Annotated in this window: 19 protein-coding genes; 13 read left to right on the forward strand and 6 right to left on the reverse strand. The window is 67.6% G+C overall.

All coding sequences use genetic code 11. The features are described 5' to 3' along the window. Window positions 1-5 precede the first annotated feature (5 nt). On the forward strand, window positions 6-548 hold the full coding sequence (locus tag GGR25_RS14635) for a GNAT family N-acetyltransferase (RefSeq protein WP_183399509.1): 543 nt from the start codon (window positions 6-8) through the stop codon (window positions 546-548). Here the strand turns inward: GGR25_RS14635 and GGR25_RS14640 are convergent, their stop codons facing one another. Next, window positions 549-908 carry a DUF2794 domain-containing protein gene (locus tag GGR25_RS14640; RefSeq protein ID WP_380146901.1) on the reverse strand — a complete coding sequence of 120 codons (360 nt, stop codon included), beginning with the start codon at window positions 906-908 and terminating at the stop codon, window positions 549-551. Window positions 909-1,473: 565 nt separating this feature from the next. Here GGR25_RS14640 and GGR25_RS14645 point away from each other — a divergent pair. Both GGR25_RS14645 and GGR25_RS14650 read left to right on the forward strand, forming a co-directional pair. Next, window positions 1,474-2,427, forward strand: a complete 954-nt coding sequence (locus GGR25_RS14645) for an acetyl-CoA carboxylase carboxyltransferase subunit alpha (RefSeq protein ID WP_183399511.1) — start codon at window positions 1,474-1,476, stop codon at window positions 2,425-2,427. A 122-nt stretch (window positions 2,428-2,549) separates the two neighbouring features. After that, a complete protein-coding gene (locus tag GGR25_RS14650) occupies window positions 2,550-3,725 on the forward strand; it encodes a L,D-transpeptidase family protein (protein ID WP_183399512.1) in 1,176 nt (391 codons plus the stop codon). Window positions 3,726-4,092: 367 nt separating this feature from the next. On the opposite strand, the gene secA is transcribed toward GGR25_RS14650, so the two are convergent. Continuing rightward, window positions 4,093-6,810, reverse strand: coding sequence for a preprotein translocase subunit SecA (gene secA, locus GGR25_RS14655; protein WP_183399513.1), 2,718 nt, complete (start codon window positions 6,808-6,810; stop codon window positions 4,093-4,095). Window positions 6,811-7,108: 298 nt separating this feature from the next. Between secA and GGR25_RS14660 the strand changes: the two genes are divergently transcribed. The 4 genes from GGR25_RS14660 to mutT all read left to right on the forward strand — a co-directional run bounded on the left by GGR25_RS14660 (window position 7,109) and on the right by mutT (window position 10,612). Further along, complete coding sequence (locus tag GGR25_RS14660; RefSeq protein ID WP_246409667.1) at window positions 7,109-8,038, forward strand: peptidylprolyl isomerase; 930 nt, start codon at window positions 7,109-7,111, stop codon at window positions 8,036-8,038. 168 nt (window positions 8,039-8,206) lie between these two features. Beyond that, entirely contained in the window at window positions 8,207-9,439 is a 1,233-nt protein-coding gene (argJ, locus tag GGR25_RS14665; protein ID WP_183399618.1) for a bifunctional glutamate N-acetyltransferase/amino-acid acetyltransferase ArgJ, read from the forward strand. 2 nt (window positions 9,440-9,441) lie between these two features. After that, window positions 9,442-10,194, forward strand: coding sequence for a GNAT family N-acetyltransferase (locus tag GGR25_RS25030; RefSeq protein WP_183399514.1), 753 nt, complete (start codon window positions 9,442-9,444; stop codon window positions 10,192-10,194). 16 nt (window positions 10,195-10,210) lie between these two features. Continuing rightward, a complete protein-coding gene (gene mutT, locus GGR25_RS14675; protein WP_183399515.1) occupies window positions 10,211-10,612 on the forward strand; it encodes an 8-oxo-dGTP diphosphatase MutT in 402 nt (133 codons plus the stop codon). Between the two features lie 6 nt (window positions 10,613-10,618). On the opposite strand, the gene GGR25_RS14680 is transcribed toward mutT, so the two are convergent. Then, complete coding sequence (locus GGR25_RS14680) at window positions 10,619-11,494, reverse strand: methyltransferase domain-containing protein (RefSeq protein ID WP_183399516.1); 876 nt, start codon at window positions 11,492-11,494, stop codon at window positions 10,619-10,621. A gap of 83 nt (window positions 11,495-11,577) precedes the next feature. Here GGR25_RS14680 and GGR25_RS14685 point away from each other — a divergent pair, with 83 nt between their 5' ends. The 4 genes from GGR25_RS14685 (at window position 11,578) to GGR25_RS14700 (ending at window position 14,161) form a co-directional block, all read left to right on the forward strand. Then, window positions 11,578-12,375 (forward strand): ComF family protein, encoded by a 798-nt coding sequence (locus GGR25_RS14685; RefSeq protein ID WP_183399517.1) that lies wholly within the window; start codon window positions 11,578-11,580, stop codon window positions 12,373-12,375. Window positions 12,376-12,416: 41 nt separating this feature from the next. Continuing rightward, window positions 12,417-12,674, forward strand: coding sequence for a glutaredoxin 3 (grxC, locus tag GGR25_RS14690; RefSeq protein WP_183399518.1), 258 nt, complete (start codon window positions 12,417-12,419; stop codon window positions 12,672-12,674). A gap of 136 nt (window positions 12,675-12,810) precedes the next feature. After that, window positions 12,811-13,662, forward strand: a complete 852-nt coding sequence (locus GGR25_RS14695) for a carbon-nitrogen hydrolase family protein (protein WP_183399519.1) — start codon at window positions 12,811-12,813, stop codon at window positions 13,660-13,662. Window positions 13,663-13,714: 52 nt separating this feature from the next. Then, window positions 13,715-14,161: a DUF1178 family protein gene (locus GGR25_RS14700; RefSeq protein ID WP_183399520.1), complete on the forward strand. Its 447-nt coding sequence runs from the start codon at window positions 13,715-13,717 to the stop codon at window positions 14,159-14,161. A gap of 4 nt (window positions 14,162-14,165) precedes the next feature. Here GGR25_RS14700 and ubiG read toward each other — a convergent pair whose 3' ends face one another. Together ubiG and GGR25_RS14710 are read right to left on the reverse strand one after the other, a co-directional pair. Then, window positions 14,166-14,915, reverse strand: a complete 750-nt coding sequence (gene ubiG / locus GGR25_RS14705) for a bifunctional 2-polyprenyl-6-hydroxyphenol methylase/3-demethylubiquinol 3-O-methyltransferase UbiG (RefSeq protein WP_183399521.1) — start codon at window positions 14,913-14,915, stop codon at window positions 14,166-14,168. Between the two features lie 61 nt (window positions 14,916-14,976). Continuing rightward, window positions 14,977-15,777: an SDR family NAD(P)-dependent oxidoreductase gene (locus GGR25_RS14710; protein ID WP_183399522.1), complete on the reverse strand. Its 801-nt coding sequence runs from the start codon at window positions 15,775-15,777 to the stop codon at window positions 14,977-14,979. 105 nt (window positions 15,778-15,882) lie between these two features. Here GGR25_RS14710 and GGR25_RS14715 point away from each other — a divergent pair, with 105 nt between their 5' ends. Continuing rightward, entirely contained in the window at window positions 15,883-16,800 is a 918-nt protein-coding gene (locus GGR25_RS14715) for a LysR family transcriptional regulator (protein ID WP_183399523.1), read from the forward strand. Here GGR25_RS14715 and GGR25_RS14720 read toward each other — a convergent pair. Then, a complete protein-coding gene (locus GGR25_RS14720; RefSeq protein WP_183399524.1) occupies window positions 16,797-17,456 on the reverse strand; it encodes an HD domain-containing protein in 660 nt (219 codons plus the stop codon). The genes GGR25_RS14715 and GGR25_RS14720 overlap by 4 nt on opposite strands. Before the next feature lie 222 nt (window positions 17,457-17,678). Between GGR25_RS14720 and GGR25_RS14725 the strand changes: the two genes are divergently transcribed. Then, entirely contained in the window at window positions 17,679-18,932 is a 1,254-nt protein-coding gene (locus GGR25_RS14725) for an aspartate kinase (protein ID WP_183399619.1), read from the forward strand. Window positions 18,933-19,054 lie beyond the last annotated feature (122 nt).

Consider the following 19,054-nt stretch of genomic DNA (forward strand, 5'->3'; position numbering starts at 1 on the left):
CCGGGATGTCGATGAGCCGCGAGACCGTTTCGATCCGCCCCGTCCGTGATGCCGACTTGGCGGCGATCACGGCGATCTATGGCCTGAGCGTCGCGACGGGCACGGCGAGCTTCGAGCTCGAGCCGCCCGATCTCGACGAGATGCGCCGCCGCCGCGACACGCTGCTTGCGGGCGGCTTTCCCTATCTCGTCGCGGAGGCGGAGGAGGGCATCCTCGGCTACGCCTATGCCGGGCCTTACCGGCCCCGACCCGCTTATCGCGCAACCGTCGAGGATTCGATCTATCTGGCCGCAGCGGCGCAGGGCAGGGGGATCGGACGGCTGCTTCTCGCGGCGCTGATCGAAGCGGCCGAGGCCGGCGGCTTCCGCCAGATGGTCGCGGTGATCGGCGACAGCCGGCACCAGGCCTCCATCCGCCTGCATGCCGCGCTTGGCTTTCGGCTCGTCGGCATCCTGGAAAATGTCGGCTTCAAGCACGGGCGCTGGCTCGACAGCGTGCTGATGCAGCGCAGCCTCGGGTCCGGCGCAGAGGAGCCGCCGACCCGCTGATCAGGGCTCGACGAGCTTCAGCTGCTTCTCGAGCACGGTGAGAACCTGCCTGAGATCATGGCCGCGCTTCATGATGTAGCCGCCGGCCGCGATCACCGAATAGGTGCCTTGCCGGCGGGCGAGCGCAGGGTCCTTCTCGACTCGGAAAAGCGGCATCTCGGCGGTGCGGCGGAAGATCGAAAACACCGCCCGATCCTTCAGATGGTCGATCGCATAGTCGCGCCATTCGCCGGCCGCGACCATGCGGCCATAGACGCGGAGGATCAGGTTGAGCTCGTGGCGGTCGAACGCGACATAGCGGGGCGCCGCGGCCGGCCGCGCGGCGGCGAGGGCGACCAGCTGCGCGCCGCTGCCCGATATCTCCTCCTCGCTCTCCGCCAAGGGCGCCTCCTTTGGTCCGGTTCGCGACCGCCGTCATAGAGCTGTCATGATCGCCCCGAAGTGGGCCGCTGGCAAGGCGTGGAGCGTGCCTGCGCATCGCCCCGAGGAGCGCCGGCGGCTTCACGAAGGCGTGATGCCTCTTCCGGATATTTCATTGTTTCGCCCTTTTTCGGCCCGGCACCAGCCTCATTGCAGGCTCATCTTCGGATCATGGTTTCAGACGGTCCGGTTTGGCTGGAACTTCGGAATTTCTCAGCCCCCCAGCCCCCCGGGGTTCATGGCTGAACCGGACCACCTTCTGACCATCGGGCGGCAGAGTAGCGTCGTCCGTTGTCGACCTCCCTGGGACGCGCGTGATCCCCCGAACGCCGTCCCATCGACAAGAACGCGCGCCCTCGTGGCGCGCTTTTTGTCGTTTGGGGGCAGTTTTGCCTTCGGGGTCCTTTGGCTTGACACCGCAGGGGCTTGCGGCCAGTGTGCGCCGCGCTCGGGGGCGGCCGTACCGCCGGACCCGGCACCCTTGGTGTCCGGCTCGCAGGTCTGGATGATAACCTTTCTCGAATTCGAAAAGCCGGTCGCCGACCTCCAGGGCAAGGTCCAGGAGTTGCGCGCGCTCGGCGAAAGCGGCAATGCCGTCGCGATCGGCGAAGAGATCGCCAAGCTGGAGGCCAAGGCCGCGCAGGCCCTCGCCGACATCTATGCGAAGCTGACGCCGTGGCAGAAGACGCAGGTCGCCCGTCACCCCGATCGGCCGCATTTCGTCGATTATGCGGAGCGCCTGTTCACCGATTTCACGCCTTTGGCCGGTGATCGCAAGTTCGGCGAGGACAAGGCGGTCCTGGCCGGCTTTGGCCGCTTCCGTGATCGTCCCGTCGCCATCGTCGGCCAGGAAAAGGGCCACGACACGGAGACGCGCCTCAAGCACAATTTCGGCATGGCGCGGCCCGAGGGCTATCGCAAGGCGATCCGCATCATGGAACTCGCCGAGCGCTTCGACCTGCCGCTGATCACGCTGGTCGATACGGCCGGCGCCTTTCCGGGCATCGAGGCGGAGGAGCGCGGCCAGGCCGAGGCGATCGCCCGTTCGACCGAAGCGGCGCTCGCGCTCGCGGCGCCGAGCGTTTCGGTGATCATCGGCGAGGGCGGCTCCGGCGGCGCGATCGCGATCGCGACGGCGAGCCGCGTGCTCATGCTGGAGCATTCGATCTACAGCGTGATCTCGCCGGAAGGCGCGGCATCGATCCTGTGGCGCGACGCGACGCGGGCGCAGGATGCGGCGACCAACATGAAGATCACCGCGCAGGATCTCTACCGCTTCGGCGTGATCGACCAGATCGTGTCCGAGCCGCTCGGTGGCGCGCATCGCGATCCGAATGTCGCGATCGATGCGGTGGGTGACGCGATCGCCGCCTCGCTTGCCTCGCTCTCCGGTCTCTCCGGCGCCGATCTGAAGCGCCAGCGCCGGGAGAAGTTCCTTGCGATCGGCCGGAGCCTTTGACACGATTCCGCCGGGGTTTCCGGTCATTGTGACCGCGTCGATTCGGCGGAACCGGCCAGCGCGTCCCTAGACGCGGCCGCTTTTCCGGCAATCACGTTGCAGGCGATGCTCGAGGGATATTCATGGCGGCGTCCGGACTGATCGCTCGCATCTGTCGCGGATTGCTGCTGATCGCGGCGCTCGGCTTGCTCGCGGCCTGCCAGGAATCCGGCATTCCGAAGGACCAGCGGCCGGTCCCGGCGAAGCTCGCTGCCAAGATGCAGCAGCTCGACATGGATCCGAAGGCGCCGATCTATATCCGCTCCTTCAAGGAAAGCTCCGAATTCGAAGTCTGGAAGCAGAAGCGCGACGGCCAGTACGCGCTGCTCTCGACCTATTCGATCTGCAAATGGTCCGGCAAGCTCGGCCCGAAGATCAAGGAGGGCGATCGGCAGGCCCCCGAGGGCTTCTATACGATCACGCCCGGGCAGATGAACCCGAAGTCGAGCTATTATCTGTCGTTCAATATCGGCTTCCCCAACGCCTATGATCGCGCGCTCGGCCGCACCGGCACCAATCTGATGGTGCACGGCGCCTGCTCGTCGGCGGGCTGCTATTCGATGACCGACGAGGCCGCTGGCGAGATTTATGCGCTGGCCCGGGATTCCTTCCTTGGCGGCCAGCGCTCGTTCGAGGTGCACCTCTATCCCTTCCGGATGACCCCGGAAAACATGGCCAAGCACCGCAACGACCCGAACTTCGAGTTCTGGGTCATGCTGAAGCAGGGCAGCGACCACTTCGAGGTCATGCGCAAGCCGCCCCAGGTCGCCGTCTGCGGCAAGCGCTATGTCTTCGACGTCAGTTCCGGCGGCATCCCGCTCGACGCGTCGGCGCCGTGCCCGCCCTTGTCCATGCCGGAATGGCTGGATGCGGCGGTGAAGCAGAAGCAGATGAAGGACGACGCCGCGTTCCAGATCGCCTCGGTCAAGTATCAGGCCGATGAGCAGAAGGCCGCGGCGGACGCGCAGAAGAAGGCGACGGCCGACCAGGTCGCGGCGGCCAAGGCTGCGGGCGCCCCGGTGGCTGCGGCTCCGGCCGACGGTTCAGTCGCCGCAGCGGCGCCTGGCGCGGCTGCCGTGGCGACGGTCGACGAGGCCTCGGCGGCGGCGCTGTCGGTGCCCGTCGAGGGCGTTCCGGCACCGGGCGTCCCCCTGCCGACGCCATCGCCGCTGCGCGCCATCGTGGCACCGGCCGAGCCGCCGCCGGCCAAGCCCGGCTTCTGGAACAATATGAAGAAGAAGCTCTCGCTGCAGGGCTGACGCGGCGTAGCGGGCTTCGCGGTCGAGCATCATCGGCTGCGCTGGAACTGCCGCGCTTCGATGGGGCGGGCCGCCTGGGGCTCTGGCTCTCGGGCGCCATCGCCGCCCTGCCATGGCCGGGGTTGACCCGGCCATCCAGTCTTCCCGCCTGTCGTTTCGTCGAGTACTAGCTGCTGCTCCAAGCAAGAGAGTCTGGATTGCCGGGTCGAGCCCGGCAGTAACAGGGAGCAACGGCCATAGCCCTGTGGTCAGGCTCATCGGCGACGGCTGCTGCTAGTCGAACCCAGAAAGCAAAATGCCCGGCACGGGCAATCCGTACCGGGCATTTCGTGTGTCGATAGTCAGGCTGTGACGGACCCGCCTCGCGTCAGGCGAAGCGGCCGTGGCAGTGCTTGAACTTCTTGCCCGAGCCGCAGGGGCAGAGCGCGTTGCGCTGGACCTTGCCCCAGGTCGAGGGATCGTTCGGATCGACGCCGGCCGCCTCCGGGAGGCTCGCCGAGGCGACCGCCTGGAAGAAGGTCTCGTCCATCTCATTGCCGCCGGTGACCGGATCGAGGTGGATCGGCTCGACGTCCTCGACCTCCTGCGGCATCAGCGGCGGCGACTGCATGATCTCGACGCGCATCATCTGCGCCGTGACCGTCTCGCGCAGGTTCTGCAGCATGGCCTCGAACAGCTCGAAGGCCTCGGTCTTGTATTCGTTCAGCGGGTCGCGCTGGGCATAGCCGCGATAGCCGATCACCTGGCGCAGATGGTCGAGCGTGACCAGATGCTCGCGCCACAGATGGTCGAGCGTCTGCAGCAGCACGGCCTTCTCGACCTGGCGCATGATGTCGGGCGAGAAACGCTCGAGCTTCGCGGCCATCGCGTCGTCGCCGGCCTTCAGCGCGCGCTCGCGCACCTCGGCGTCGGCGATGCCTTCCTCGGCGGCCCATTCCACGACCGGCAGGTCCATGTTGAGCACGCGCTGGAAATCCTCGGCGAGGCCCGCCGCATCCCACTGCTCGGGATAGGCGCGCTCGGGGATGTGCTTGGAGACGAGATCGCCCGTCACCTCGTGCCGCATCTCCTCGATCGTCGAGCCGACATCGTCCTCGGCCATGAGCTCCACGCGCTGGTCGAAGATGACCTTGCGCTGGTCGTTCATGACGTCGTCATATTTCAAGAGGTTCTTGCGGATATCGAAGTTGCGCGCCTCGACCTTCTGCTGCGCCTTTTCGAGCGCCCGGTTGATCCAGGGATGGACGATCGCCTCGTCTTCCTTGAGCCCGAGCTTCTGCAGCATGCCGTCCATGCGGTCGGAGCCGAAGATGCGCATCAGATCGTCCTGCAGCGACAGGAAGAAATGCGAATGGCCCGGGTCGCCCTGGCGGCCGGAACGGCCGCGCAGCTGGTTGTCGATGCGCCGGCTCTCATGCCGCTCGGTGCCGATGACGTAGAGACCGCCGGCCGCGAGCGCGACCTGCTTCTTCGCTGCGATGTCGGCCTTGATCTCTTCCGTCAGGCGCGCGCGCTCGGCCTCGTCCGTGACGTTTTCGAGCTCGCGCTCGAGGCGCATGTCGAGATTGCCGCCGAGCTGGATGTCGGTACCGCGGCCGGCCATGTTGGTGGCGATCGTCACCGCGCCGGGAACGCCGGCCTGCGAGACGATATAGGCTTCCTGCTCGTGGTAGCGCGCATTGAGGACCTGGTGCGGCACCTTCTCCTTCTTGAGAAGCTCCGAGAGAAGCTCGGATTTCTCGATCGAGGTGGTGCCGACGAGAACGGGCTGGCCGCGCTCGCTGCAGTCGCGGATGACGCGGATGATCGCCTTGTACTTCTCGGCGGCCGTCCGGTAGACCTCGTCATCATCATCGATACGGGCGACGGGAACATTGGTCGGGATCTCGACGACCTCCAGACCGTAGATATCGGCGAACTCGGCCGCTTCCGTCTGCGCCGTGCCGGTCATGCCGGCCAGCTTGCCGTACATCCGGAAATAGTTCTGGAACGTGATCGAAGCGAGCGTCTGGTTCTCCGGCTGGATCTGCACATGCTCTTTGGCTTCGAGCGCCTGGTGCAGGCCTTCCGAATAACGCCGGCCGGGCATCATGCGGCCGGTGAACTCGTCGATGATGATGACCTCGCCGCCCTTGACGATGTAGTCCTTGTCCCGCTGGAACAGGCGATGCGCGCGCAGCGCCTGGTTCACGTGATGGACGACGGTCACGTTCTCGACGTCGTAGAGCGACTCGCCCTTGAGCAGCCCCGCCTCGGTCAGAAGCAGCTCGAGCTTCTCGTTGCCGGCCTCGGTGAAGGAGGCCGAGCGCTGCTTCTCGTCAATGTCATAGTCTTCCGCCGAGAGGCGCGGAATGAAGGTGTCGATCGCGTTGTAGAGTTCCGAGCGGTCGTCGAGGGGGCCGGAGATGATCAGCGGCGTGCGCGCTTCGTCGATCAGGATCGAGTCGACCTCGTCGACGATCGCGTAGTGGTGACCACGCTGGACCATCTGGCCGAGTTCGTACTTCATATTGTCGCGAAGATAGTCGAAGCCGAACTCGTTGTTCGTGCCGTAGGTGATGTCGCAGGCATAGGCCGCGCGGCGCTGATCATCGTCGAGACCGTGCACGATCACGCCGACCGAGAGGCCCAGGAAGCGGTAGACGCGCCCCATCCATTCCGCATCGCGCTTGGCGAGATAGTCGTTCACCGTGACGACGTGGACGCCCTTGCCGGTCAGCGCGTTCAGATAGACCGGCGCCGTACCGACGAGCGTCTTGCCTTCGCCGGTCTTCATCTCCGCGATGGAGCCGTCGTTCAGCACCATGCCGCCGATGAGCTGCACGTCGAAATGCCGCATGCCGAGCGCGCGCCGCGCGCCTTCGCGCACCGTCGCAAACGCCTCGACGAGCAGATCCTCGACGCTCGCGCCATTGGCCATCTTCTGCTTGAACTCAGCGGTCCTCGCACGAAGTTGATCGTCGGTGAGCTTCTGGATTTCGGCTTCGAGCGCGTTGATCTGCGCGACCTTCGGTCGATACCCCTTCACGCGGCGATCGTTTGCGGAACCGAATATCTTGCGCGCGAGAGAACCGAGACCCGCCATGGCGTTATCCTTGATATTGTAACGGCGCCACCCGTCCGTTCTGGGACGAAGCCGCGCCTGCTTCGTAACAGGCTCTCGGGCCGGAAACCGTGGGAAGCGCCGTCACCTCGGTCATCAACAGCGTTCTGGACGCCGAGACCCGAGACAGATAAGAGGGGGCACCCAGGATGTCAACGTGGCCCCGGACCCGCCGGCAGGCCCGAGAATGCAGCAACTGCAAGGAATCCGGGACGCTCCGGCCGCATCGGTCCGGGCCTCCCCGAACTACCCAGCGTCTGTAACGGAACAGGACAAATCGATGACGTCACGTCACTCCCCGCGCCGGATGAAGCTGCGCGGCTCGGCTCTGGCGCTTCTCGGCCTGATGGCGGTTGCCGCGCCGGCACACGCCGAGGACGCGCCCGCCGCTCCGGCGGCCGAGGCGCCCGCTGCAGCGCCGGCACCGGCGCCGGTCGATCCGGCGACCGTCGTCGCGACCATCAATGGCGAGCCGATCACCGAGGCCGATCTCGTCCTCGCCGAGCAGGCGTTCGGCGAGCAGATCGCCAAGCTGCCGCCGGAAGAGCGCCGCAAGGCGGTGCTCGACGTGCTGGTCGACCTGAAGCTCATGGCCGCCGCGGCGACCACCGATGGCCTCGACAAGACCGACGCCTTCCAGCGCCAGCTCGCTCTGCTCCGCGCCCAGGCGCTGCGCAGCGAGTTCTTCCGCGTCGAGATCGACGGCAAGACCACCGACGAGGCGGTCAAGAAGCGCTATGACGAAGAGATCGCCAAGGTCACCCCGCCGGAAGAGGTGAAGGCGGCGCATATCCTCGTCGAGACCGAGGACGAGGCCAAGGCGATCATCAAGGAGCTCGACGCGGGCGGCGATTTCGCCAAGCTCGCGCAGGAGAAGTCCAAGGATCCCGGCTCGGCCAAGATGGGCGGCGAGCTCGGCTACTTCACCCAGGGCAAGATGGTGAAGGAGTTCGAGGACGCTGCGTTCAAGCTCGACGTCGGCAAGTACACCGAGACGCCGGTCAAGACGCAGTACGGCTATCACATCATCAAGGTCGAGGATAAGCGCAAGCAGCCTCTGCCGAGCTATGACCAGGTCAAGGACCAGGTCCGGCAAATGGTGCTGCGCGACACCTTCGTCGCCGAGGTTGCCCAGCTGCGCAAGGACAACAAGGTCGAGATCCTCGACCCGTCGCTGAAGGCGAAGCCCGCCCCGCAGCCCGCCAAGTAAGGCGCGCGCGCAGCCGTCGCTGATCTGCCATGCGAACATCGAGAAAGGCCGGATCCGTTCCGGCCTTTTTTATTGTCGCGGGAAACCGCGACCCCGAAAGACCTTGCGTGTGACCGAGGCTTCGGGCAGAGGGTTGGCCTCTCCAGCGCCAGAACCTGCCGAGGCATGATGTCCGCCGCCGTGTCGCCGCTCGCCGTCCCCTTCCCGGAAATGCCGCCCGTCGCCGGCGTCGCCTTCGCGACGGCCGCGGCCGGGATCAAGTATCGCGACCGCCGCGACGTGTTCCTGGCGCTGTTCGCCGAGGGCACGACGGTCGCCGGCGTCTTCACTACGTCCAAATGCCCGTCGGCCCCGGTCGATTGGTGCCGCGCCTCTCTGGCCGGTGGTTCTGCGCGGGCGCTGCTGGTGAATTCCGGCAATGCCAATGCCTTCACGGGCAAGAAGGGCGTCGAGACCACGACGCGGCAGGCCGCGCTCGCGGCGAAGGTGGCCGGCTGCCGGCCCGACGAGGTGTTCCTGGCCTCGACCGGCGTGATCGGCGAGCCGCTCGACGCGGCGAAGTTCGAAGCGGTCCTGCCCGAGACGGCGACGCGCGTCGCCGAAGGGCCGTGGATCGACGCGGCGCGCGCGATCATGACGACCGATACCTTCCCGAAGGGCGCCACGCGCCGCGTCCGGCTCGGCACGGCCGAGGTCACGATCAACGGCATCGCCAAGGGCGCCGGCATGATCGCCCCGGACATGGCGACGATGCTCTCCTTCGTCGCGACCGATGCCGCCATCGCCGCGCCGGTCCTGCAGGCGCTGCTGTCGAAGGGCGTCACCGGCAGCTTCAACGCCGTGACCATCGACAGCGACACCTCGACCTCAGACACGCTGCTCCTCTTTGCGACGGGCAAGGCGGCGGGGGCGGAGACGATCACCGATCCGGCCGATCCGCGCCTCGCCGATTTCGCCGCCGCGCTCGACGCGGTGCTGCTCGATCTCGCGATCCAGGTGGCCCGCGACGGCGAAGGCGCGCGCAAGCTCATCGAAGTCCGTGTCACGGGCGCCGTCTCCGACGCCTCGGCGAAGCGCATCGCCCTTTCGATCGCCAATTCGCCGCTGGTCAAGACCGCGGCGGCCGGCGAGGACGCCAATTGGGGCCGTGTCGTCATGGCCGTCGGCAAGGCCGGCGAGCCGGCGGACCGCGACCGCCTGTCGATTGCCTTCGGCGACACGCGCGTCGCCTTCGAGGGCGAACGCGACCCGGCTTATTCCGAGGATGTCGCCTCAGCCTATATGAAGAACCAGGAGATCGTCATCACCGCCGATATCGGCCTCGGCGCCGGGACGGCGCGGGTGTGGACCTGCGATCTGACCAAGGAATATGTCGCGATCAACGGCGACTACCGGAGCTGAACGTGACCTTTCCGCCGTCGCCGCTCGCCATCGAGGCAGCGTGCCTCTCGGCCTGGCCGGCGATCGCGGTGGTCCATGATGGCGCCTGGCTCTGGCGCTATGCGCAGGGCTACACCAAGCGGTCGAACTGTTTCCAGAGCCTCGATCCGACCGACGAGCAGGATGCCGGCCGCCGGATCGCGCGCCTGTCCGCGCTCTCCGCCCGGCATGGCATCGCGCCCGTCTTCCGCGTGACGCCGCTTGCGGGCGAAAAAGTCGTCGCGGCGCTCGACGCCGCGGGCTGGCAATCCTTCGACGAGAGCCTCGTTCTCGCCATGGATCTCGCCGCGGCGTCGCTGGAGCCGCGCGGCGATGTGCGCTCCTTCCCGCCGGCCGATCCGCGCTGGTTCCGCGCCGAGGCGGCGCTCAGCCAATATCCGGCGGCGACCGTCGAGACGTTGAAGACGCTGATCGGCCTGATCGCGTCCGAGGCGAAGGGCTTCGTCGCCTATGGCCGCGAGGGGCAGCCCGCCGCCGCCGCACTCGCTGTCGTCGCCGGTGATATCGGCGTCTATCTCAACGTCGTCGCGGACCGGGCGCGCCGGCGCCAGGGTTATGGCGAGGCGGTGATGCATGCGGCGCTCAAATGGACGCGCGACCGCGGCGCCCGCTTTGCTGCGATCCAGGTCTTCGCCGACAATGAGCCGGCGATCCGCCTCTATGAGAAGCTCGGCTTCCAGCATCAGTACGGCTATCACTATCGCCGCCCCGCCTGAACAACCGAGACCATCCATGTCCCGCCTGCTCCTCGTCGTCGCCTGCGCCCTCGTCGATCCCGACAATCGGATCCTCATCGCGCAGCGTCCGGAGGGGAAGGCACTGGCGGGCCTGTGGGAGTTTCCCGGCGGCAAGGTCGATCCCGGCGAATCGCCCGAGGACGCGCTGATCCGGGAATTGCGCGAGGAACTGGGCGTCGAGACCAAGACGGCATGCCTGGCGCCGCTCACCTTTGCGAGCCACGCCTATCCCGACTTCCACCTGTTGATGCCGCTCTATGTCTGCCGGCGCTGGACCGGCATTCCCGAGAGCCGCGAGGGCCAGGCGCTCAAATGGGTGCGGGCCAAGGCGCTCCGCGACTATCCGATGCCGCCGGCCGACGAGCCGCTGATCGCGCCGCTCATCGACCTGCTCTGAGCCTCTTCAGACCGTCCCGTCCCCGTTCCGCGTCTTGGCAGCCCCGGCGATCGCGTCTTCGAGGCGCATCGCCGCGGAGCCCGGCTTGAGCGGCTTTGGCTGGCTCGCATCCGGCGCCCAGCCCGAGATCGAGACGAGTTCGAAGGTGGCGCGCACGCGCCCGTCGGCATCCGCGTGACGCTCGGTATAGATCTCCGCCGCGCGGGCGGCGATGGCGCGGGTCAGCGGACGCGGATCGCGCGCCGTCAGCACATTGGTGGCGCCCATGGCGCGGAGGTCTCGGGCGAGCGCGAACAGGCTGTCATAGCGAACCACAAGCCGATCGGTATCGGCGACGGGCAGGGCGAAGCCGGCGCGCTGCAGCAGGCCGCCCATATCGCGGATATCGGCGAACGGGGCGACGCGCGGCGAGGCACCACCGCGGAGCTCGCTCTCGGCCGCCGTGACCGAATCGCGCAGCTCCTTCAGCGTTTCCCCGCCCGCGAGCACGGCGAGCAAAAGCCCGTCGGGCCGCAGCGCGCGGCGGATCTGCGCCAGGACGCCCGGAAGATCATTGACCCATTGCAGCGCAAGCACACTGACCGCGAGGTCGAGCGAGGCGGGCTCGAGCGCCAGCCTTTCGCCCGTGGGCCCGTCCTCGATCGCCACATGCTTGAGTTCGCCGATCGGCGCGGCCGCGGCCAGCGTCGCGGCGAGCTGGCCGGTATCCGGACCGATGATGGCGGCGGCCGAAAACCGCCGCTGCACGGAAGCGAGGCGCTCGCCGAGATCCTCGGCCGCGCGCGCGAACAGGAAATCGGCGCCGGGCACCGCCATGCTTTCGGCCCGCAGGCGGCGGAGCGCGAGCAGGCGGCGGTCGAAGATCGAGGGAACCTTGTTCATCGAAATCTCGAAGGTGCGGCGACGCCGAAGCCGTCCGGCTTTCGGGGCGCGCGGTGAGGGAATAGGATGACGACGGGGATCATATGGGGTCGGCGGTGGCGGAAGAGAGCGTCAGCGTGCAGGAAAGCGCTCCGGCGCGTCTGGTCGCCGGCGTTCGGCCGCTGCTGCGCAAGGCGATCGACCTCGTCCTGCCGCCGGCCTGCATCGGTTGCTCCGCGCCCGTCGCCGAAACCGGGGCGCTCTGCAGCATGTGCTGGAGTGCGTTGCGTCTCATCGAGCGGCCCTTCTGCGCGCGCCTTGCGATTCCGTTCGCCTATGACATCGGCGAGGGCGCCCTTTCGGCCGAAGCCATCGCCGATCCGCCGCCCTTCGGCCGCCTCCGCGCGGTCGCACTCTATGATGGGCTGTCGGGCCGCATCGTGCAGGGGCTCAAATATCATGACCGCACCGAGATCGCGAAGGGCGTCGGCGCGATGATGGCGCGAGTCGCCGCCGAGTTTGCCGGCGAGGTCGATATGGTGGTTCCGGTGCCGCTGCATCGCCGCCGGCTCTGGCAGCGGCGCTTCAACCAGTCGGCGCTGCTCGCCGCCGTGGTCGCCGCGCGCCTCGGCGTGCCCTGCGAGCCCGAAAAGCTGCTGCGCATCCGCCCGACGCGCCGCCAGGTCGGGCTGAAGGCACCCGCCCGCGCCGCCAATGTCGCGGGCGCCTTCGCGCCCGCGCCGGGCGCGCGTTCGGCGATCGCCGGCCGCCGTGTGCTGCTGGTCGACGATGTCTACACCACTGGGGCCACGGCCAAGGCCGCGACGCGGGCGCTGCTGCGTGCCGGCGCGGCCAGCGTCGACGTCGTCGTCTTCGCCCGGGTTGTCGACGGGATGGAGTGACCCCTATATTGTCGCGGCTGCCAGACAGTCAGGGACCTCATATGGCGGAAGTGACGATCTATACCCGGCAGGGCTGCGGCTACTGCACGGCCGCGAAGCGGCTGCTGGAGACGAAGGGCGTCGCCTATGTCGAGCATGACGCGACGGGCGACCCGGCGCTGCGGTCCGAGATGATCGGGCGTGCCAATGGCCGCTCCACCTTTCCGCAGATCTTCATCGGCTCGACCCATGTCGGCGGCTGCGACGATCTGCATGCGCTCGAGCGCGAAGGGCGACTGGATCCCTTGCTCGCCGCATGAGGCGCGCCTGGGCAGAGACCGGCGCGGCTTTGAGGCTGCGCGCGACGAAACACGCATTCGAAGCACCGTGCCCGCGCTCAGCGGCGGCGCGGTGTTCCGGCTGCTTTTCCATTCAAATCGATCGGGGAGACGGGATATGACCAGCTTCAAGGCTGCCTGCGTGCAGATGCGCAGCGGGCGTTCCGTGGACGTCAATGTCGAAGACGCCGAGGCGCTCATCCGCGCCGCCGCGGCGGCGGGCGCGCAATATGTGCTGACGCCCGAGATGACCACGATCCTCGACCGGGACAAGGCGCATCTGCTCGCCTCGATCCAGCCGGAGGAGGTGGATCCGTCGCTGCAGCGCTTCCGCGAGATCGCGCGCGAGCTCGGCATCCAGCTGCATATCGGCTCGATGGCGATCCTGCTGCCGGATGGCCACATCGCCAACCGCTCCTTCCTGATCGCCCCCAACGGCGCCGTGACGGCTCGCTACGACAAAATCCACATGTTCGACGTCGATCTGTCCGGCGGCGAGAGCTATCGCGAATCGGCGACCTATCGCGCCGGCGACCGGGCGGTGGTCGCGGATCTCCCCTGGGCGAAGCTCGGCCTCACCATCTGCTACGACGTGCGCTTCCCCGCGCTGCACAGGACGCTGGCCGAGGCCGGTGCCGATGTCATCGCCGTACCCGCCGCCTTCACCAAGAAGACGGGCGAAGCGCATTGGCATGTGCTGCTGCGCGCGCGTGCGATCGAGACCGGGTCCTATGTCCTCGCCGCCGCGCAGGCCGGCCATCATGAGGACGGCCGCGATACGTTCGGCCACTCCATGATCGTCGATCCCTGGGGCAAGATCCTCGCCGAGGCGGGCGACGAGCCCGGCTTCATCATCGCCGAGATCGATCCCGCCTTCTCCTCGGTGACGCGGCAGTCGATCCCCGCGCTCGTCAACCGGCGCGACTTCGCCCTGGCGGCGATCCCCCAGGTCGGCTCCTTCGTGGCCTGAGTGCTGAGCCGGCGCCTCTTCCAAGGGCGCCGGCAATGCCTATATTTCAGCCATGATACGTTACGACCTCGTCTGCTCCGCCGGACATGAATTCGACAGCTGGTTTCGCGATGCCGGCGCCTTCGACAAGGCGGCCGGAGCGAAGGCGCTCGCCTGTCCGGTGTGCGGCGACACGTCGATCACCAAGGCGCTGATGGCGCCGGCCGTGTCGACGGCGCGGAGGCGCGAAGCGCGCGCCGAGGTGCCGGCCATACCCGTCGCCGCGCCCGATCCGCGCCAGCTGGCGCTGCGCGAAATGCTGAAGAAGGTGCGCGAACACGTCGAGGCGAATGCCGACTATGTCGGCGACCGCTTCGCCGAAGAGGCGCGCAAAATCCACTACGAGGAAGTCGAGCCGCGCGGCATCTATGGCGAGGCCTCGCCCGACGAGGCGCGCGCGCTGGTCGAGGAAGGCATCGAATTCCACGCGCTGCCATCGCTCCCCGAGGAGGGGAACTGAGGCGTCAGCCCGGCCGCACCGCCGCCAGCATGTAGTTGACGTCCATGTCGGACGAGACTTTCCAGCGGTCGGCGAGCGGCTCGTAGACGACGCCAGCCTCGGCGGAAACGTCGATCCCCGCCTTGCCGAGCGCGGCGGCGAGTTCCTTCGGCTTCACCAGCTTTTCATAGGAATGCGTGCCGCGCGGCAGCCAGCGCAACACATATTCCGCGCCGAGGATCGCGAGCAGGAAGGCTTTCGGCGTGCGGTTGATGGTGGAAAGCACCATCAGCCCACCGGGGCGCACCATCCGCGCCGTCTCGGCGATGAAGAGGTCGAGATCGGCGACGTGTTCGACGATCTCCATGGCGAGCACGATGTCGAAGGTCTCGCCCGCTTCGGCCAGTGCCTCCGCCGTCGTGGCGCGATAATCGATCGCAAGGCCGGAAGCCGTCGCATGCGCCGAGGCGACGCCGATATTGGTCGCCGACGCATCGGCGCCGACCACCTCGGCGCCGAGCCGCGCCATCGGCTCGGACAAGAGCCCGCCGCCGCAGCCGATATCGAGCACGCGCAGCCCTTCGAGACAGCGCGCGCTCTTCGGATCGCGCGAAAACCGCTTCGCCGCCTCGTCCTTGATGAAGCCGATGCGGATCGGGTTCAGCCGATGCAGCGGCGCGAACTTGCCGCCCGGCGCCCACCATTCATCGGCAATTGCCGAAAAATGCGCGATCTCGCGGTCGTCGACCGTGGTCTTCTCGTCAGCGGCGGACATGGCGTGCTCCTTTGGCCGGAAGGTCGGCGGCGGGGCCGGTCAAGTCAACCCCGCCGCCAGTTCATCGCCAGCCGGCGATGTTGAAGCCGCCATCGACCAGCAGGTCCTGTCCGGTGACGAAGCGCGCCTCGTCGCCCGAGAGCCATACGGCCGCGTCGGCGATCTCCTCCGGCGTCGCGATCCGGCCGAGGGCCGAATGGGCGGCGACCTGTTCGAACATCACATCCGGCAGTCCATCATTCATCGGCGTACGCGTGAGGCCAGGGCTGACATTGTTGATGCGGATGCCGTCGCGCCCGATTTCGATCGCCAGCACGCGGGTCATGGCGTCGAGCGCCGCCTTGCTCGGCGCGTAGATCGAAAGGCCCGCGGTACCGCCGGTCGCAGCGATCGAAGAGGTGTTGACGATCGCGCCGCCACGGCCGGCCGCACGCATGGCGGCGATCTCCTCACGCAGCAAAAGCCACACGCCGCGCACATTCGTCGCGAAAACGCGGTCGAACTCAGCCGAACTCGCCTGCTCGATCAGGCCGTAGGAACTCGTGCCGGCATTGTTGAAGGCGATGTCGAGGCGGCCGAAGCGCGCAACCACATCGGAGATGAGTCCCCGGATCGCAGTTTCATCGGCGACATCGGCCGCAAATGCCGCGGCGCTGCCGCCCTTGGCCTCGATCTCGGCGACGACCTCCAGCAGCAGTGCCTCGCGACGTCCGACCAGCGCGACGGCGGCGCCCTTGGCGGCGTAGGCGAGCGCGGCGGCCCGGCCGATGCCTGATCCGGCGCCGGTCACGAGGGCAACCCTGCCGGCGAGGGGAGGGGCACTTGCGGGAAGTCCATTCGTGGCGGCGGAGGCTGATGTCATGATGCGGTTCACCGATATGGTTTCGATGCCGCCAATGTGATTGTGCCTGCGAGGACGGACAATCTGTCCTAATGTGGATGAGTTGTTGAGCAGGATGCATCAATCATGCGTGGTGCCGCATTCTCGGAACTGGTTTCTTTCACGGCGGTGGCGAGGGAATGCAGCTTCCGGCGCGCCGCCGTTCGGCTCGGCGTTTCGCCGTCGGCCCTCAGCCACACGATCCGCCAATTGGAGGAGCGTCTCGGCGTTCGGCTCCTGAACCGGACGACGCGGAGCGTCGCGCCGACCGAGGCCGGGCTCGCGCTGCTGGCGCGGATCGAGCCCGCCATTGCGGAACTCGAGGGGGCGGTCAGCGTCGTCGGGGCGTTCCAGTCCCGCCCGTCGGGGAGGCTGCGCATCAACCTGCCGCGGCTGGCCGCGGAGTTGGTCCTGGCGCCATTGCTTGCGGACTTTGCCGAGGCCTATCCCGAGATCCGGCTGGAACTCATCGTCGATGACGCGCTGACCGATGTCGTCGCCGAGAGCTTCGATGCCGGCATTCGCCAGGGCGAACGGCTGCATCAGGACATGGTCGCAGTGCGCCTCACCCCGAGCATCAAGATGGCCGTCGTCGGCAGTCCGGCCTATTTCGCGCGGCGATCCCCGCCGGTGACTCCGGCGGATCTCGGGCGGCATGCCTGCATCAATTATTGCTGGACCGCGACGGGTGCGGTCTTTCGCTGGCCGTTCGAGGGTCCCGACGGTCCATTCGAGATCGCCGTCGAGGGGCCACTCACTCTCAACGACACAGGCTTGCTGCGCGATGCGGCGCTGCGCGGTGTCGGCCTCGCCTACCTGCCGGAACCGAGCACGGCACGCGATGTCGAGGAAGGCCGGCTTGTGCGCCTGCTCGAGTCGTGGAGCCGATCGTTCTCGGGCTTCTTCCTCTACCATCCCGGTCGTCGCCAGACGCCGCCGCCCTTGCGGGCGTTGATCGATTTTCTCCTCGCGCGGCGAGGCGATGGCGTGCTGGGTCCGGACTAGATCTCGTCGGAGAACTCGGCCAGGAACCGCTCCAGTCGGGCATGCCGCTCCTGCGCCATCCGCGCGCCGGCCCTCGTGCGGAAGCCGGCCGAGAGCTTCAGCAGCTTGGTGTGGAAATGATCGATGGCGAAGCGTTTGTCGTCATAGGGCCGGCCGGCGGCCTGCGGATCGTCGGAGTCATAGAGCGCGCTGCCCATGCGGCCGGCGATATAGAAGCAGCGGGCAACGCCGACCATGCCGATCGCGTCGAGCCGGTCGGCGTCCTGCAGCGTCTTCGCCTCGATGGTGACAGGCTCGATGCCGGCCGAGAAGCTGTGCGCCGCGATCGCATGGCCGACGGCGGCAATCGGCCCGGACTCCCAGCCCAGCCCGGCCAGAATGCCGGCCGCCTTCTCCGCCGCGAGCCGCGACGCCTCAGCGCGCAGCGGCGAGTTCTTCTCGACCGAGACGCAGTCGTGCAAGAGCGTCGCGGCCAGGAGGATGGACGGATCGCCGCCTTCCTCGCGCTGGATGGCGGCGGCGTTCTTCCAGACCCTCAGCAGATGCGCCTCGTCGTGCGAGCCGTCGCCATTGGCCTCGGTCGCATGCGGCAGCAGAGCGCGGGCGAGTGCCTCCTGCGGGGCGAAGGTCTCGAAGCGGGAGAAGGCGGCTGGCATGATGGAGCTATCCCGGACGGCGTATGCGGATCGTGCGTGTGCCCGCCGGCTCCTATCGCGCCGCCGATACGGCCGCAATGGCGCGAGAAGCGCACCCTCTGCTCCCCACCCGTTGCCCCCCGGCCTTCTTCCCGCTATGAAGGCGCCGCCCGGCGGTCCTTCGCCGGGTTTGTCATATCGTCCGCCGCGCAAGCGGTGGAAGCTGCCCGTTGAAGGTTGATGATGGCCCGGCTGGTGATGAAGTTCGGCGGTACGTCCGTCGCCGATATCGATCGCATCCGCAATGTGGCCCGTCACGTCAAACGCGAGGTCGACGCCGGCTGGGAAGTCGCGGTCGTCGTCTCCGCCATGTCGGGCAAGACCAACGAACTCGTCGCCTGGACCCGCGCCGCCGCGCCGATGCATGACGCGCGCGAATATGACGCCGTCGTTGCCTCGGGCGAGCAGGTGACGTCCGGCCTGCTGGCGATCTGCCTGCAGGAGATCGGTGTCAATGCGCGCTCCTGGCAGGGCTGGCAGATCCCGATCAAGACCGACAACGCCCATGGCGCGGCCCGCATCCTGGATATCGACGGCTCGAAGCTGATCGAGCGGCTCGGCGAAGGCCAGGTCGCCGTGATCGCCGGTTTCCAGGGGCTGGGCCCCGACAACCGCATCGCGACGCTCGGCCGCGGCGGCTCCGATACCAGCGCGGTGGCGATCGCCGCGGCGATCGGTGCCGCGCGCTGCGACATCTATACCGATGTGGACGGCGTCTACACGACCGACCCGCGCATCGTGCCGAAGGCGAAGCGCCTCGACCGCGTCTCGCATGAGGAGATGCTCGAGATGGCCTCGCTCGGCGCCAAGGTGCTGCAGGTCCGTTCGGTCGAGCTCGCCATGGTGCATGGCGTGCGCACCTTCGTGCGCTCGTCGTTCGACGATCCGGCCGATCCGCGCCTCGGCGACGTCGACAATCCCCCCGGAACCCTGATTTGCGACGAGGACGAGATCGTGGAGAAGCAGGTCGTCACCGGCATCGCCTATTCCAAGGACGAAGCCCAGATCTCGCTGCGCGAGGTCGCCGACAAGCCCGGCGTCGCGGCGGCCGTGTTCGTGCCGCTGGCCGAGGCCAACATCAATGTCGACATGATCGTGCAGAACGTCTCCGAGGACGGCACGACGACCGACATGACGTTCACCTTGCCGGTGGCCGATTTCGAGCGCGCGATGAGCGAGCTCGAAAAGGCGAAGGACAAGATCGGCTATGCCAAGGTCCAGGGCTCGCGCGATCTGGTGAAGGTGTCGGTGATCGGCATCGGCATGCGCAGCCATGCCGGCGTCGCCGCCTCCGCCTTCCAGGCGCTGGCCGCCAAGGGCATCAACATCCGCGCGATCACGACGTCTGAGATCAAGATATCGATCCTGATCGACTCGGCTTATACGGAGCTTGCCGTGCGCACCCTCCATTCCCTATACGGGTTGGATGCCGCCTGACGGCAGGGCTCCGGCCGAGGCCGGCGGAACCCTGTTCGAAGTCGCCATTTTGCGTACGGCCCAACTCGTGCCACGGAAGGGCGCATAGCTCTTCCGGCGGGGCGAATCAGCCGCGACCGGTG

It is taken from the genome of Kaistia hirudinis, assembly GCF_014196455.1.
Lineage (GTDB): Bacteria > Pseudomonadota > Alphaproteobacteria > Rhizobiales > Kaistiaceae > Kaistia > Kaistia hirudinis.